This window comes from Nostoc sp. C057, from assembly GCF_013393925.1.
Lineage (GTDB): Bacteria > Cyanobacteriota > Cyanobacteriia > Cyanobacteriales > Nostocaceae > Nostoc > Nostoc muscorum_A.
On sequence record NZ_CP040281.1, the window covers coordinates 7,427,820 to 7,445,421 of the forward strand.

Here is a 17,602-nt window from a genome sequence, read left to right on the forward strand (position 1 = left end):
AAATCAAAGGTGAAGATTTATTATGACCCTAGAGGAATCAACTATTAAATTTATGAAGGAAAGACAATAATTGCCTTCAGTAAATTCACTAGTTTAATCCATATTGAGTCTCGTTAATAGCTGTGCATAAAAAAACCTCATTTCGCAACTGGGATGAAGTTGTTTGATTTATCTAAGTAATCACTCGTGCTTAATATTAGACAGTAATGTCACTCAAATTTAACTGTACAATCATGCCGTTGTAATCTTTATCACCACCATTTAGTAGATCCTCAAAACCAAAGGTGTTATTCCCCAACAGGCGAAGGCCAGTGTAAGTTATTACCCGCAAATAAAACAACCCCATCCCGCAAGTGAGATGAGGTTGGAAAGCTATCACTACACAATTCAGAAAAAACTTTGAGCTGGTCAAAATAGCTTTTATATCTGGCTTAGAGACTTAAGTTTTGTACCTCGCTGAGTTACTTCTTTCCTATGGTTTCTGAAATAATTTGATCTATGCAAGACTTCATTTTTTCAGACACAGATCGTACATGGGGTTCTTTAAAAATGGAATTATGAATCCCAGAAATATCATAAATATCCACTCCCCCTAATGCCAATTTACCCCAACCCATTTTGGAATCAGCCTCTCGTTGTCCAACTACAAGACCATCTTCTGTTCGGAATACGGTTGCTTTACCTGAGTAAACTTGTAGAACATATTTTCTTAGCGCTTGTATAGTGGCATGTTCCACCATAAATTTCCGGTTGGAGTAAGGTAAGGGGCGACCGAGAATCAAGTGAAAGTGAAAGACAAAGCGCCAGAGTATCTCTTTGATTTGATACTTAAACCGTTCTGTATTTCCTTTTACCTGCTCAATAAGATAGTTAGATGCAATTGCTAAAAGACTCTTCCAATCACGAGAGGCTGGCTTTTGCAATGATAGAGATTCAGTATTTTTTGAGCCATAAGTATCAAATAGAACTAGTAAAGCTACTTCCTTACCTTGTATGGTCAATTGCCGAGCCATCTCGTAAGCAATTAAACCCCCAGAAGAGTATCCACCGATTAAATAAGGCTCACATGGCTGAATAGTCTGGATTTGTTGAATGTAGTGCGCTGCCATGTCTTCAATTCGGGTGTAAGGAAGCTGTTTTCCATCTAACCCTTGTGGTTGTAGTCCATAAAATGGTTGATCTGATCCTAAATGCACAGCCAATTCACGGAAACGTAGAACTTCTCCACCCAAACCATGTACACAGAAGAAAGGAGGCTTAGAACCGTTGGGCTGAATAGCTACTAAAGATGACCAAGGAATTGATGTTTCAGATTTGACATCAGCTGTTAGCACCGCCGCAATCCCAGGTTTTGAGCATATTTCTCGCTCAACAATATTAGCTAACTGCTCAATAGTTGGGGCTTGCAAAAGGATAGATAGAGCTAGATTTTTGCCCACTATCTTTTCAATCTGAGAAAATAGACGTACTGCCAGCAGTGAGTGTCCACCCAAATCAAAAAAGTTATCTGTTATTCCAATCGGATGAATTCCTAAAACATTTTCCCAGATTTCTGTTAATTGAAGTTGTAATGGATTTTCTGCTGTAGCAAATATTTTTTCTCTTACAGTATTAGTTGGATTGAGAGCAAGTAAAGCTTGACGATCAACTTGACCATTAGCATTCAACGGCAGAGAATCAACTATGACAAAGGTAGGCAACAAATGCTCCGGTAGCTTTTGCTGGAGAAAACTCAGTAGTTGCTCACTCCCAATTGTCTCGTCTTGTTTGGGAACAAGATAAGCAACTAAATGTTTGTCCCCAGAAACATCTTCTCTGGCAATCACCGCAGCGTTCTGCACGCCTGGATATTGAGCCAAAATTGTCTCAATTTCTGCCAACTCAATCCGAAAACCGCGAATTTTAGCCTGATTATCTCGGCGGCCAATAAACTCAATATTGCCGTCACTTAAGTAGCGTCCAAAGTCGCCACTTCTGTAAAGGTATGACCCGGATTCGCTGCTAAAGGGATTGGGGATAAATTTCTCAGATGTTAATTCGGAACGGTTAAAGTAGTCTTGTGCAACACCGATACCACTGATGTAGATTTCGCCAGTAACGCCAATAGGGAGGGGTTGCAATCGCCGATCAAGAATGTAGATTTGGGTATTAGCGATCGCTTTTCCTATAGGAATTTCTGGCCGAGTGTTACTGGCTTCACTGGCAGTTGCCGGATCGTAAACCGTGGCGGTTAAAGTCGTTTCTAGCGATCCATAGCCATTAAGCCAACGTACTTGCTTGCCAACTTTTTCTACCCAAGTTAAATAAGCATTGCGTGAGACTTTTTCACCACCAACCATGACTAAGCGCAAGCTGGCTGGCAAGGTTTGTGGAGATAGAGACGGCTCTTTAACTAACTGATGCCAAAAATACGTAGGTAGATTAACAACGGTAATCTGTTGTTGAGCAATGAATGGGAAAAACTGCGCTGTCGATTGTAACTCTTGAGACTGGATAATTGCAGTAGCACCAGCAATCCAAGTGGGGAACAATGATTCTATAAAAGAATTGCAAGTGATACTAGGTAAGAGTAAGAGGCGATCGCTCTGGGTCAATTCCCAAGTGTCACTGATTGCTAGGCTGTGGGTGACAAGATTACGGTGGGTAATGGCTATACCATTGGGTTTTCCATTGCCGCCGGACACATACATTACACAGGCGAGAGTCTGATTTGTGGTATAGTAATCTTGATTTTCTGTTGTGTGTAGTGCGATACCTTCCCAATTATTATCCAAACAGATAACTTGTACCTGATGCTCAGAGAACTTCTCAACCAATGAGCTTTGGGTTAACACTACGGATATTTGGGCATCTTTTAAAATCAAAGACAGACTATCTTGCCCAGATGTCGGAGCTATAGATACGTAAGTTCCCCCAGCTTTCAAAATACCCAACAGCCCCACAATCATCTCTAGCGAAGGTTCTACATAAAGACCGACAAGTACCCCCGATTTTACCCCTAGAGTTTGCAAATACTCGGCTAATTGATTTGCACGCTGGTTGAGTTCCTGATAGGTTACTTGCTGATTTTCAAAACTTACTGCAATATTATCTGGAGTTCGTTTAGCTTGAGCCTCAAACCACTGATGGATACAAGTATTCTGAGGATAATCAGCCTGTTTGCCATTCCAGTCAACCAATAATTGATGCTCAGGTGCTGTCAACAGAGGTAATTCAGATATCGGCTGATTGGGATTAGCAACAATACCTTCGAGTAAAGTTTTGAAGTGTCCCAACATTCGCTCTATGGTACTGGGATCAAACATCTCGGCATTGTAATCAAATACCATGCCCAGACCATTATCCTGTTCCCGCAAGACTAATGTCAGATCGTATTTGGTTTTACCATGATATATGTAACCAAATAGAGAAGTAATAGTCAAATCAGGTAGTTGCAATCCTCCCATCCCACGACCATTTGACCAAGGAGGATTGAGGGAGAACTTTACTTGAAATAAAGGCGAACTGTTCCGACTTTGTTGTTCTGGTCTAAGTTCTTCAATTAGTCTCTCAAATGGTAAGTCTTGATGGGTATAAGCCTCTAAGCAATCCTTACGCACGCGGTCTAACAATTGTCGAAAAGTTGGATTTCCTGCTAAGTTACCCCGCATTACAAGAGTATTAGAGAAAAATCCAATCAGCCGCTCGGTTTCTACTTGTCCCCGACTTGCACTTGCAAAGCTAATCAGTAGGTCTTCTTGCCCAGAATAACGGTAGAGCAATAGCTCAAACACTGTCAGTAGAGTCATGAACAGGGTAACACCCCATTTTTGACTCAGGTCTGTCAGGGCATGGTTCAGCGTCTTTGATAGCAGCAGGGCAGCGCGATCGCCTCGATATGTCTGCACACCATGAGGACGCGGATGATCGTAAGGTAACTCAATGATCGGTAAATTGCCTTCTAGCTTTTGCTTCCAGTAGTTTACCTGTGACTCTAAAACCTCTCCTTGGAGCCACTGATATTGCCAATTGGTAAAATCGGCATACTGCACTGGTAAAGGAGTTAAGGGAGAAGCCTGTCCTGCGGACAATGCTTTATAGATGGTAGTGAAGTCTTGATAAAATATATCGGAAGAAGCTCCATCACAAACTATGCAGTGCATATTCCAGATTAGCAGATGCTCGCGATCGCTCAATCGCAGCAGCAGCAACCGCAAAATCGGCCCATTGGCGAGATCAAAGGGTTGATGAGCTTCTTTAGTTGCCAGTAGGAGAGCTTCAGCCTCCCGTTGTTCATCTGGTATTTGCCGCAAGTCAATTATTGGCAGCGTCAAGGAAACATCGGTGGCAATAACTTGAGTAGGCTTGCCATTTACGGCTGGAAAAGTTGTCCGCAGAACTTCATGGCGGCGGACGACTTCTCTCAAACTTTCCTCTAAGAAAGCAACATTGAGATTCCCCGTAAAACGCACCACAACGGGCATATTATTGGAGGAACTATTAGGTTCAAATTGATGCAGGAACCATATCCGTTGCTGACCAAAGGAAAGCGGCAAGTTGCCATTCCGTTCACAAGCGACAATTGGGGGAATCTGTGAACTCGCGGCTGTAGTAATTTGTCGGAGAAAGTTGATGATTCCGGCTTTTTGAGTTTTTAACTCGGTGAGCAATTCCGGTGTGAGACTATCTTTTGCCGCCCGATAGCGTAAGCGTTCGCCCTCTAACCAAAGTTTGACATCGCGCTGACGTAGTTCAGAGAGTAGTTCATCTAATGTTTTCATAGCTCACCTTCCTCATAATCATCAGCGGTTTCACTATCAGCAGCCTGAATGCCTTGGGTTGCCCAACGCAGAGTTTCCACTCGTTCAGCCAAATCTGCTACCGTTGGTAATTCAAATAAATTGGACATGAGGATTTCTACCTGCAAAGCTTGGCGCAGTCGAGAAACCACTTGAATTCCTAGTAGAGAATATCCACCCAATTCAAAAAAGTTGTCGTAAATCCCAACCTGCCTGACATTTAAAACCTGTGTCCAGATATCTGCAATCTGCTGCTCAATTGGAGTGCGAGGCGCTACATAATTTGCTTCCAGTTCTGGACGGAAAGAATCAGGCTTTGGTAGTGCCCTACGATCAACTTTGCCGTTAGCATTTAGCGGCAAGGCTTCCAGTGCCATAAAAATTTTGGGCACCATATACTCAGGAAGCTGCTGTTTTAAGAATCGACGTAACTCGGAGATTATTTGCGGGCTATCTTGGCCAATTTCTGCTACAAAATAACCAACCAACACTTTCTCACCAGGAGCATCTTCTCTAACAATTACTACTGCTTCTTTTATTGCCGGATATTGCAAAAGTGCGATTTCAATTTCACCCAATTCTATGCGGAAACCGCTTACTTTTACCTGATTATCAATCCGGCCCAGGTATTCAATCTTTCCATCTGGCAAATAGCGAGCTAAGTCTCCACTTTTATATAACCGTGATTGAGTATCTGAGCTAAAGGGATTGGCAATAAATCTTTCAGCCGTCAGATCCGGGCGATTGAAATATTCTCGTGCTAAACCATCGCCACCAATATACAACTCACCTGTGATTCCAATTGGGACGGGTTGCAAATGGGAGTCTAATATATAAACTTGGGTATTAGCAATGGGGCGACCAATAGGAATAGAAGCCCCTGGCTTTAGTGGTGCTGTAATTTCATAACAGCAGGTAAAAGTTGTACTTTCTGTCGGCCCGTAACCATTAATTAGTTTACAGTTTTCTACTGTGTTGAGAAATTTCTGGACATGGGTAACGGATAAAACATCACCACCTGCTAACAGTTGACGTAAGGGTTTTAAAGCATCAATTTTTTCATCGACTATCAGATGGAATAAACCCGCCGTTAGCCATAAGGTTGTCACCTGGTATTGCTGAATAAATTGCCCTAATTCGTCTAAAGATGGCGTATGGGGAGGGAATATTATTAGTTTTCCACCATTAAGCAAACAACCCCAAATTTCAAAAGTTGAAGCATCAAAAGAGATAGGACTAATTTGTAGAAATACTTCTTTGTTAGTGAGGCTTACATAGTTAGTTTCTTTGACTAATCTAACTACGCCTTGATGGATAACACTAACACCTTTGGGCTGACCTGTAGAACCAGATGTGTACATTACATAAGCCAAGTTGTCAGCCTTGACATTACTAATTAAATTCTCTGGCGTTGGTTGGTTGATAGTATCCCAGTCAGTATCTAGACAAATTACACTTGCTGCGTGAGCAGGTAGTTTGTCAATTAGCTGTTTTTGGGTCAACAGTAATTTGATCTGGGTGTCTGAAAGCATGAAAGCCAAACGTTCTTGCGGATACCCAGGATCTAGGGGGATGTAAGCTCCACCTGCTTTCAGAATCCCTAAAAGACCTACTACCATTTCTAAGGAGCGATCGACGCAGATTCCCACAAGAACATCTGCACCTACTCCTAATGTTTGCAGGTATTGGGCTAATTGGTTGGCGCGAATATTTAACTCTCGATAAGTAAGTTGCTGTTCTTGAAATACCAACGCCACAGCATCAGGGGTGCGTTCTACCTGCTCCTCAAATAACTGATGAATGCATTTATGTTGGGGATAGTCTGTTTGTGTCTGGTTCCATGTTGCTAATAACTGTTGTTCTACTGCTGGTAAAATTGGCAATTTAGCAATACTTTGATTGGGGTTAGCAACTATACCCAATAACAAAGTTTCAAACTCTGCCATGCGGTGGCGAATAGTGTCAGCGTCAAATAAATTAGTGTTGTACTGACATTCCAGGGTCATCTGACCATGTAATTCTGTAGCATTGATGAACAGTTCAAAATTCTCGAAGGAACGGGGGTTAGAGAAAAATTCTACTTCTAACCCAGTGAAGGGGAGTTTATCACTGTCTAAACCCTGATCGATATTAAATGTAATTGGAACTAAGGGAATACGGCTAGAATCCCGTGCCAAAACTAATTTTTTGACCAGACTACCAAAGGTAAATTGTTGATGATCGTAAGCATCTAATACAGCCGATCGCCGCGATCGCAAATAGTCGCTGAAAGATTTTTCGCCATCAATCTGGCTACGCAATGGTAATAAGTTTACACAGTGTCCTACGAGATTATATTGCCCCAATGCAGCTTGTCCGGCGGCTGGAATACCAACAACCAAGTCGTTTTGTCCCGTCAGACGGTGCAGCCAAACCTCAAATCCTCCCAGGATAGTAGTCATAAAGCTACAACCGAGTTTTGTCCCTAGTTGTTTGAGGTTGGCAACTAGTTCGGGGCTTAAATGCCAATCTTCACGGGCGGCGTTAAAGGTTCTGAGTGGTGGACGGGGGCGATCGCTGGGGAAATCTACAACAGGTACAGAGTCAGCAAATTGTTCCAACCAATATTTTCCTGTGGCGATCGCTTCTGGACTATCCGCCTCTTCTTCCTGCAAAATCGCATATTCACTTAAATTGTCTGGTTCTTCTAATTCAGGAACAATACCCTGTTGCAAGCCAGAATAAAGTTTACCCAAATCTGGCATCAGCACTGCCCAAGACCAACCATCACAAATAATATGATGTGCTGTCAAAGTAGCTAGATGCTCCTGCGGCTGCAATTTGACAATTTTTGCCCGAAATAGCGGCCCATGTTCCAAATCAAAAGGTTGCTCTACCTCTTGCCGCAAGATACTAGCTAATTTTTCCTGTTGTTCTTGTGGTTCCAGGCTAGAAATATCAATAACAGGGATTTCAATTTGCCGAGAAGCAACAATGCAGAGTGTATTGCCATCGGTGCTAAAAGTTGTCCGTAGTGCTTCATGACGTTGTACTAACTTTTCCACCGCAGACTGGAAAACTTTGACATCAAGTTCGCCTTTTAGTCGCAGAGATTGGGACTCGTTATAAGCACAATTGGCAGCATCCCCCATTTGTACAGAAGCCCAGATTTCTTTTTGTGATTCTGTGGCAGGGGCGGTTAGAAGTAATTCTCCATCTGCAAATGGATCAAAATCAACCGCAGTTAAACTGGATTGGTAATCTACAGGTAATAAGCTCATAAAATTCTATTATTTTCTCAGTTTATTCAAAGTAAAATTTAATTTTTTCTTGGCAAAATATTGACATTTAAATTGATTGTTTAGCCAAAATTGTAGACTTTAAAAAATTACGCATTGGAACCTCTAAAAATCTATATGTCAATGATGCGACCAATATGATAATCATAAGAAATACTCCTAGAGATGTCAAGGCTTCAGATTCTGTGAATCCCTTGCCAAAAGCATGGTGGAATTTATAAATCCACAATGTTTTTAACAATTCTTGAACAAACCAATGAACCATGTAAATCGAGTAAGATATAGTCCCGAAATACAGCATCAAACGGGAATTTAAAATTTTTGATATTACACTATTGTTGTTGATAGATACCGCTAAAATTAGGATAGAAAAAGCTGGCAAAATTAGCCAATCATGAAGACTACGCCAATAATTCCAGTAGTAATTCATAATCAGAACTATCCAAGTTATAGCTATAATTGCTAGTAAATTAAGATTAAAATAATTTCTATAATTACCTCTGCGATAGACTTTATAAGTTATAATGCCGAGTATGCACTCTAGCCCGCACCTAGCTATGGAAGGTATGCCAATAATACTATCTAGATTTCCACGGGTAAAAGCGATTAGTAGTAATATACTGAAGAGAGCAAAAGCATAAATTTTTAAATCATTTTTCTCATTATTTCGTAATAATAAAAATAAGAGAAAGGGAAATATGCAATAAATAACAAACTCTACACTAATTGACCAAGCTGGCTCATTCCAATAAGTATCACACCAAAATAAAGGTGGACAATTTAAGTCGAATGCTTGGAGAATAAAAATATTAGCAAAAAGGGCAGTTAAGTTAAATTTGCCAGTAAAAGCAGAATTATTTAGTAAAAATATTTTTAAAATTTCTAGTCCGATAAATAGAGATAAAACAAATATATGTAGAGGATAAATTCTGGCAAAACGCGACAATAAATATGAACGATATTTAGATGAATTAACTTTTAATGAAAAATCTTCAATATAAACGTGGGTCATGATAAAACCACTCAGAATAAAGAAAAAATCAACCCACAAATATCCATTACGAAAAAAATTGCTATATGCTGATAAAGTTGAACCAGTTTTAGGTAAAGTGTAATATGAAAAATGATGTACAACAACAACCAAAGCTGCAATACCGCGCAGAGCAGTGAGCGAATTGATTTGGTTATACATTGATATTTTTGGCATTGAATTATCTCAAGAATATAAACAGTTAGATATTTTTAGGATAATATTGATGGGTTCATGGAATTTTTGAAATGCAAGTATGCTAAACATTGTTCACCAGATTATGGTTTTGGTGGGCATTGCCCGCGCTATTTATAAAAATTATTTTGCTATATCAAATCTGTCAAAACTTTAGCTTTTAATTTCTACTATGATCTAGTTAGGGCTTACTTGAACCAGGTTTAAGTAGATTATCAGTTAATATAAAAAGCCCTAATCGATGCGTATTTACTATTTGCAAACACAGTTAATTTTTGGTGTTGCTGAATTGGAGTAGGAATTGACATTTTTTGATATGGCTTCATACTTTCAATCAGCAACGCCAAATTTTTAAAGCATTTAGGAAACACTTGCTACTTGTAAATATTTCCCAGGTCGCTCGGTATCGGGGATATACCAGGCGGGGTTGCCTTGGGGATCTCGTCCTAATTTGGCATTAGGTTGCGGAGGACGATTACGTAGGCTGTTATTGGTAACTTCGCTGTTTGTTACTTCTATGGGCGGTGCAGATAAAAAACCAGCAGACTGCATTTCGGCAATACTTTCTTTAAAGGCTGCCATTACAAAAGCTAGATCGGCTTCGGAATGGGCTGTTGTCAAGAAGCAAGGACGGTGATCCCAAGTATGCACTCCCTTATCCCGCAGTAAATAAAATAGTAAGTCTCCATAAGGAAACTCTGGTGCAGATTTCACCATGAACAGGGAGCCGAAGTTATAAGCTGTAAACGGAGCCTGAACTTTCTGGAAATAGCCCATAAGTTCCGCTACAAATTTATCGGTTCTTGCATTAAGATTTTGCTGCAAGCTGGGGCCACTATGTTTTAAATGTTGAAGTACTGCTTTGGCGGCCGCTAGTGCTAAAGGATGACGGACAAAAGTGCCGGCAAAGTAAGTCACACCAACTTCTGGAACTGAGTCATCCCCAAACTGCCAAAATCCACCATCTAAAGCATCCATATATTGCGATTTGCCAGCAATGACTCCAATCGGTAGCCCACCGCCCACAATCTTGCCGTAGGTTGCTATATCAGCTTTGATACCAAAATGTGCCTGAGCGCCACCTGGATGAATTCTAAATCCGGTAACGATTTCATCAAAAATTAGAGCAATACCAGCTTCTTCTGTGAAATCACGCAATTGCTGAAGGAATTCCTTGGGCTGGTATTCAGGGCGACGGCTTTGCACAGATTCAACCATGACTGCTGCTAACTCATCAGCCCGACTTCTAAGAATTTCTAGAGACTCTGGCGAATCGTAGTCCACCACCAAAATGTTCTCTACCATTTCGGGTGGGATACCAGGAGCAGCCGGAATTGACCGGAGTTTTTTTGTCCCCCGAACAATTACTTCATCCAAAATACCGTGATAAGCTCCAGAAAAGATGGCGATTAAGTTACGCCCTGTGATGGTGCGTGCCATCCGCATCGCTCCCAAAACCGCTTCCGAACCTGTGTTGCAAAAGGCTGCTCGGTCAAAGTTGGTCAACTCACACATCAGCTTTGCCACTTCTCCAACTAAGGGAGTCTGCGGCCCAATTTCCATGCCTAGTTTCAGTTGTGCTTCAATTGCTTCGGTAATGAAAGGTGGCGACCAACCAAACAAATTCAAACCAAAACCATTGCTTAAATCGACATATTCATTGCCATCAAGATCCCAAAGTTTAGAACCTGATGAACGAGACACTACGATGGGATAAACCATCTCTTTCATCGTTGGATTAAAGCCAGAAACAGTTCTTGGATCTGCCAAATAAGGGCGATGAGATTGAGTATATTCTTTGGATTTTTTAGTCCGTTGTGTGTATCTTTGGATAATTTTGTCTAGATGAGTGCGTTGTTGCGTTGTCAGAGTTTTAGTCTGGGTTTTTTCAATTCGAGCCGCCGCACCAAATGCCTTTTTAGCACCATTTGATTCCGTGTCTACAGATGCAGCTGATTCTTTGCTCGTTTGAGTCGCTGGGATAGATACGGCGCTTTGTGGCTTGACACCATTATTTTGAGGTGTCGCCGCAGGTACAACTGGGATTGTTACAGGTTGACTGTTGTTACCCAATAGTGCCAATTGCTGACTCATGATTTGTAGCTGCTGATTAATCACATTTTCAAAGAAACTGGATGCAGCAGGTTGGGGAGAAATCTGAGGTGCAGATCCATTTGTATGAACTTCATGCACTACCAAAGTGGGTGATGTGGTTGCAGGTGCTGGTAATGGTACTTCTGGAGTGGGTTCTGCAACGGTTTCTGTTAATCCTAATGCGGATAAAGTTTCGGGAGACAAGGCTGGATTGATAAAGTCAGCCAGTGTTCCTAAATTGGGATAAATTTCTAATAACTGCCGAAGTGTTACCTTTACTTGAAATTTTTTCTTTAACGCTAGCCCCACTTGAGTCAGTGATAAAGAATCTAATCCCATTTCTAAAAATGTTGTCGAATCGTCAACACTAGCGATTTCCAATCCTGATGTTTCTTCGATAATTTCTTTTAGCAGAGGAATAAGCTTTTGCTGAGGAGATTTTGTCATATCTTGGGTCTTTTCTAACTGGGGATTTGAAGGTTTGGGAGTTGCTGCGCGATTGGGATGAGGTAAAGGATCAATCCAGAAGCGTTGGCGTTCAAAGGGATAGGTAGGCAGAGGAATTCGTTGTCGCGTTTCCCTTTGATAGAAGTTGCTCCAGTCAATAGATACTCCTGCTAGCCACAGTTGTCCTACTGCCTTGAGTAATGCTGTCCATTCGGCTTCGTTCTCAGCGTTATCGCCCAGAGAAGCGATCGCTATCTGTTGTTTAATATCTTTTGCTTGTTGGCGGGCTAAGGTCGTAGTTGTGATTCGCGGCCCAACTTCTAACAGTACGCGTTCTGGTTGCTGCCATAAGGTTTGTATACCCTCCGCAAATCGCACAGTCTGACGTAAATGTCTAGCCCAATACATCGGATCAGTTGCTTGCTGGGCTGTAATCCAGTCGGCGGTAACTGTGGAAACAAAGGGAATTTGAGGAGGTGATAATTTAACTTTCCTAACTACCTCAGCAAAGGGGGCTATGATGTCATCCATCATTGGGGAATGGAAAGCGTGGGAAGTGTGTAAACGGCGACAGACAACTTCTTCGCTTTCTAGTTGTTTTTGCAGAGCCGCGATCGCTTCTGTTGGCCCAGAAACTACACACAGGGAAGGGCCATTAATTGCTGCGATCGCTAATTCTGGACTCAATCGCGGCTCTACCTCTTTAGCTGGTAAGCGCACTGAGAGCATGGCCCCTTGTGGTAAGTCCCACATGAAGCGACCGCGATTTGCAACCAACATCAGCGCATCTTCTAAGGTGAATACACCCGCAATACAGGCGGCGACAAATTCGCCAATGCTGTGACCAATCATTGCTTGGGGCTTGACTCCCCAACTTTGCCACAGTTGCGCTAAAGCGTATTCAATGACGAATAATGCTGGTTGAGTAAAGCAGGTTTGCTTTAGGGCGATAGCCGCAGTTTCGCGATCGCTTGGCGCGGGATATATAATTTTTCGTAAATCACCGCCCAGTAATGGTTTAAGGATTTCTGCACATTCATCTACTACCTCCTGAAACACAGGTTCACGGTTGTAGAGATTCAGTCCCATATCCACATATTGCGACCCTTGTCCGGGGAACATGAAGGCAACGGCTGGATTACGGATTTCTGTATGGCGGGTATTTACTTGATTGGGATCTAAAGATTGTAACGCCGCGATCGCATCTGTGATGTCGTGACAAACTACACTACGTCGATAATTTAAGGCTTTGCGCCCTCGCTGTAGGGTATAAGCTACATCGGCTAAGTTAATTTCAGCATTGTACTGGAGATGTTGCTGCAAATTTGCTGTTGCAGCTTCTAAGGCTGTACTAGTTTTTGCCGAGAGCAACAATAACTGCTGTGGACGAGAAGATCCAGAATTTTGGATTTGTGGCGCTTCTTCCAGCACAATATGAGCATTAGTCCCGCCGACACCAAAAGAACTTACACCGGCTCGTCGCGGAATTTCACCTTCTGGCCATTCAGCTAGTTTGGTATTTACATAGAAGGGGCTATTGGCAAAGTCAATCTTGGGATTGGGAGCCTCAAAATTTAAGCTAGGTGGGATCTTTTTATAATGCAGGGCAAGAACGGTTTTAATTAATCCTGCTACCCCAGCAGCCGCAACTAAATGTCCGACATTGCTTTTCAGAGAGCCGATCGCACAAAATTGTTTAGCATCTGTATGCACACGAAATGCTTGCGTCAGCGCTTCAATTTCAATGGGGTCGCCTAAAGGTGTAGCTGTACCGTGAGCTTCAATATAAGAGATGGTTTCTGGGTGGAAGTTGGCATAAGCTTGCGCCATTGCAACGGCTTCTGCTTGTCCGTCTACGCTAGGAGCCGTAAAGCTTACTTTATCAGCGCCGTCATTATTAATACCTGAACCACGAATTACAGCATAGATGCGATCGCCTTCATTAAGTGCATCTTCTAAACGCTTGAGGACAACTATTCCTGCACCACTGTTGAACATCGTGCCCTGAGCGCTGGCATCAAAGGGACGACAATGACCATCTCCAGACAGCATACTGCCTTCTTGAGCCATATAACCGCTATTTTGAGGTGTAGTCATAGATACACCACCAGCTAAAGCCATATCGCACTGATAGCTGCTTAAGGCTTGACAAGCTTGAATAATTGCTACTAAAGAAGTAGAGCAAGCTGTATTAACACTGACAGCCGGGCCTTTAAGGTTGAGCTTGTAAGCAGCACGGGTGGTTAAAAAGTCTTTTTCATTTGCTAACATCGTTTGGAACTCGCCGATGCGATCGACAATTTCCATACGTCCAGAAATATGGTTGGCAAAATAAGTATTTTGACCACAACCAGCGTATAAACCAATCAAACCATCGAAAGATTCTGATTCATAACCAGCATTTTCTAGAGCTTCATAAACCAACTCTAGAAAAACTCTGGCTTGTGGGTCCATAACCACAGCTTCCAGTGGATTAATGCCAAAGAAGGCAGCATCAAAAGTCTCTCCCCCAGGAATGATGCCTCTAGCTTTTACATAACTGGGATCTTTGCAAAGGTTCGGGTCAATGCTGGGATCTAATTCCTCATCTTGAAAAAAAGTCGTTGACTCTACTCCCTCACACAGATTGCGCCAAAACTCATCGACATTGCCAGCGCCAGGAAATTTTCCTACCATGCCGATAATGGCAACACCATCAATAGGATCTTGGTTATCTGAGGTTTGCATATTTACCATTGCTTAAACACCTTGTTGATGATTACGGCGACGAGCTTGAGCTGCTTGTTGGCGTTGAGCGCGATTTTGCAGCTTGTCATGAGACGGTTGGCTGTTCTGGTTTGAATCCAAATATTTTGCTAAAGAGCCAATCGTTGAATACTGAAATAGCTTCACAGCAGGTAGTTCAATACCAAGTTCCTGTTTGACTCGTGCAGCAACTTGTAGAATTGAGATTGAAGTTCCTCCCAAATCAAAGAAATTATCATCAATCCCAACGCGATCGATTTTGAGCAGTTCAGACAAAATACCTGCAAGCAAACGTTCTAAATCGGTTTGGGGAGCAATGTACGCTTGTTCGAGTTGCGGACGTTCTCTACTTGGTGCTGGTAATTTATGTCTATCTACTTTGCCATTTGCGGTTAGAGGCAGTGATTCTAACATCACAAACGCTGATGGCACCATGTAATGAGGTAGTTGCTGCTGTAAAAAACTACGTAAATTATTGTGTGTATATTTGCTGTTATAGTGAGGAACAATGTAAGCAGTCAACTGCTTTTCACCAGTTTCATCCTGACGGGCTAAAACAACAATTTCCCGAACATCAGGATGTTGTGCAATCTCCCGCTCAATTTCCCCTAGTTCAATTCGAAAACCGCGAATTTTTACCTGATTGTCAATCCGACCTAAGAACTCGATATTGCCATCTGGAAGATAACGAGCTAAATCTCCAGTTTTGTAAAGGCGGGTTGCTAAATTGCTATCAAATGAATGAGAAATAAATTTTTCGGCAGTCAATTCGGGGCGATTCAAATAGCCTCTAGCTAATCCATCTCCAGCAATGTACAATTCGCCAACTTCTCCAATTGCTACTGCTTGGAAGTTGTTGTCTAATATATAAACTTGGGTATTAGCAATTGGGCGACCAATAGGAATAGATACACCTGGTTGCAGTGGAGCTGTTATAAGATGGCAGCAGGTAAAAGTTGTATTCTCAGTTGGCCCATAACCATTAATTAACCGACAGTTCTCTACTGTTTGGAGAAACTTCTGTACATGGGGAACAGATAAGACATCGCCACCTGCTAAAAGTTGACGCAAAGATTTTAACGCATCAATTTTTTCATCAACTATGAGATGGAATAAGCCGGCTGTCAGCCAAAGAGTAGTGACTTGATATTGTTGAATAATCTGCCCTAATTCTTCTAATGATGGTGTATGAGGAGGGCAAATTACTAGTTGTCCACCGTTAAGTAAGCAACCCCAAATTTCAAAAGTTGAAGCGTCGAAGGAAATAGGAGCAAGTTGCAGAATTATTTCTTCAGCCGTGAGGTGAGCATAATTAGTTTCTTTGACCAACCTAACTACACCACGATGGATAACGCTAACCCCTTTGGGTGTACCTGTAGAACCTGATGTATACATGACATAAGCCAAGTTTTCAGCAGTGACGTTAGTGCTTAGGTTCTCTTTTTTATTTTGGGCGATTGTATGCCAATCTGCATCTAGGCAAATTACAAATGTGGTATGAGTAGGTAATTTAGCAACTAGTTCTTTTTGAGTTAATAGTACTGATACCTGGGTATCTAATAGCATAAAAGCTAAACGTTCTTGTGGATACCCTGGATCTAGTGGTACATAAGCTCCACCCGCTTTTAGGATAGCTAAAAGTGCTACAACCATTTCTAAGGAGCGCTCTATGCAGATACCTACAAGAGTTTCTGCTCCTATACCTAGTGTTTGTAGATATTGTGCCAGTTGATTAGCACGACTATTCAAATCTCTATAGGTGAGATGCTGATTATTAAATATTAATGCTACAGCATCAGGTGTTTTCTCAACCTGTGCTTCAAACAACTGATGAATACACGCTTGCTGAGGATAATCCGTTTGAGTCTTATTCCACTCGATCAGTAGGTCTTTTTCAGATTCTTTCAAGATAGGTAATGTTAAATTATATCGTTCTAAGTTATTATCTGATGATAATGAGGTTTGACACTCAGTTACCAGAAATTGATTTTTATTTTTAGCTAATGAATCAGTTATTGCTTTCATATTTTATTTCCGCAAAAAATATATCTTTTTGCAAAACTTGTAGTTTTTAAGTATTGCTGCATTTTTAACTCAATAAATGTCAAGTTTAACGATGCAGCTAATGTTACTACTAAACTATACAAAATCAGAATTATTACTGAGTGAAAAATACTAAGGTTTGTTCTAAAATTCATATTGAGAGATACTTTTATATAGATATAGATTTTTGGATAAACCAGTAAACTATGTAAGTTGAGTACGATATTGTTTCGAGATAAATAAGTAACTATGAATTATGATGTCTGAAAACTAAATATAGCTCCAACACCACGCAAGTTTTGTTTAAACACTAGTATTTTTAATTACATTTTTTAGTCATATTTTTAATTTTTAAATTATATTTCAAGACTAATTTGACAAGAAATCATGCCGCAATCCTATAATGTTTATATGAAAGGGCACTGACTCTTAGATTTAGTTTTTTTATTTTGACCTATTTCCTCAAAATCTGAGTTATTTTCAATACATCTTCATTGAAAATTAAAACTTTAGAGGTGATTTGCAATGAGAGTATTAACTGTACGTTTGCTTATTTGAGAGGATAAGAAGAATCAATGCCTTGATGGGCAAGCAAGACAGCGATTTTAACAGCCGATAAACAAGCAATGGAATCCGTTTGGAGGTAGGTTGAACTCCAGGCTATGACCATCAGAATTTTTTGTGCCCTAATTCTACTTATTAATACTTACTATTTTCAATATTTTATAGTATAAAACAGTTAGGACTTATACAATTGGCATAAATCTTTGCAACGCATCAGTAGGTTGTAGGGGCGTACAGATGTACATCCATGTCTAAGTATTTGTATCAAGTAAGTTGTAAAATATTAAGCTGTTATATATTTAACTTGGATGATTAGGGCGGGCATCAATACTTTTCGGTTAAGGGGGAAAGGGGAAAGGGAAAGGGTTTGAATTTACTTTTCCCCCAAACCCAGTAACCTTTCCCCAGATCAAAAGAGAGATTGTTGG

The 17,602-nt window shown here is 41.1% G+C and carries 6 protein-coding genes; all 6 read right to left on the reverse strand.

Going from position 1 to position 17,602, the window contains the following annotated elements:
• Positions 1-196: 196 nt before the first annotated feature.
• The 6 genes from FD724_RS31340 to FD724_RS31365 all read right to left on the reverse strand — a co-directional run bounded on the left by FD724_RS31340 (position 197) and on the right by FD724_RS31365 (position 16,592).
• On the reverse strand, positions 197-379 hold the full coding sequence (locus FD724_RS31340) for a DUF4114 domain-containing protein (protein ID WP_179075321.1): 183 nt from the start codon (positions 377-379) through the stop codon (positions 197-199).
• An 82-nt stretch (positions 380-461) separates the two neighbouring features.
• A complete protein-coding gene (locus tag FD724_RS31345) occupies positions 462-4,760 on the reverse strand; it encodes a non-ribosomal peptide synthetase (RefSeq protein ID WP_179075322.1) in 4,299 nt (1,432 codons plus the stop codon).
• The gene (locus FD724_RS31350) at positions 4,757-8,038 is read right to left on the reverse strand and encodes a non-ribosomal peptide synthetase (protein WP_179075323.1); all 3,282 of its coding nucleotides are present in this window, start codon (positions 8,036-8,038) and stop codon (positions 4,757-4,759) included. The genes FD724_RS31345 and FD724_RS31350 overlap by 4 nt, the downstream gene beginning before the upstream one ends.
• Before the next feature lie 67 nt (positions 8,039-8,105).
• Positions 8,106-9,263 carry an acyltransferase gene (locus FD724_RS31355; RefSeq protein ID WP_179075324.1) on the reverse strand — a complete coding sequence of 386 codons (1,158 nt, stop codon included), beginning with the start codon at positions 9,261-9,263 and terminating at the stop codon, positions 8,106-8,108.
• 378 nt (positions 9,264-9,641) lie between these two features.
• Complete coding sequence (locus FD724_RS31360; protein WP_179075325.1) at positions 9,642-14,558, reverse strand: type I polyketide synthase; 4,917 nt, start codon at positions 14,556-14,558, stop codon at positions 9,642-9,644.
• A 3-nt stretch (positions 14,559-14,561) separates the two neighbouring features.
• Positions 14,562-16,592, reverse strand: a complete 2,031-nt coding sequence (locus FD724_RS31365) for an amino acid adenylation domain-containing protein (protein WP_179075326.1) — start codon at positions 16,590-16,592, stop codon at positions 14,562-14,564.
• Positions 16,593-17,602: the final 1,010 nt, after the last annotated feature.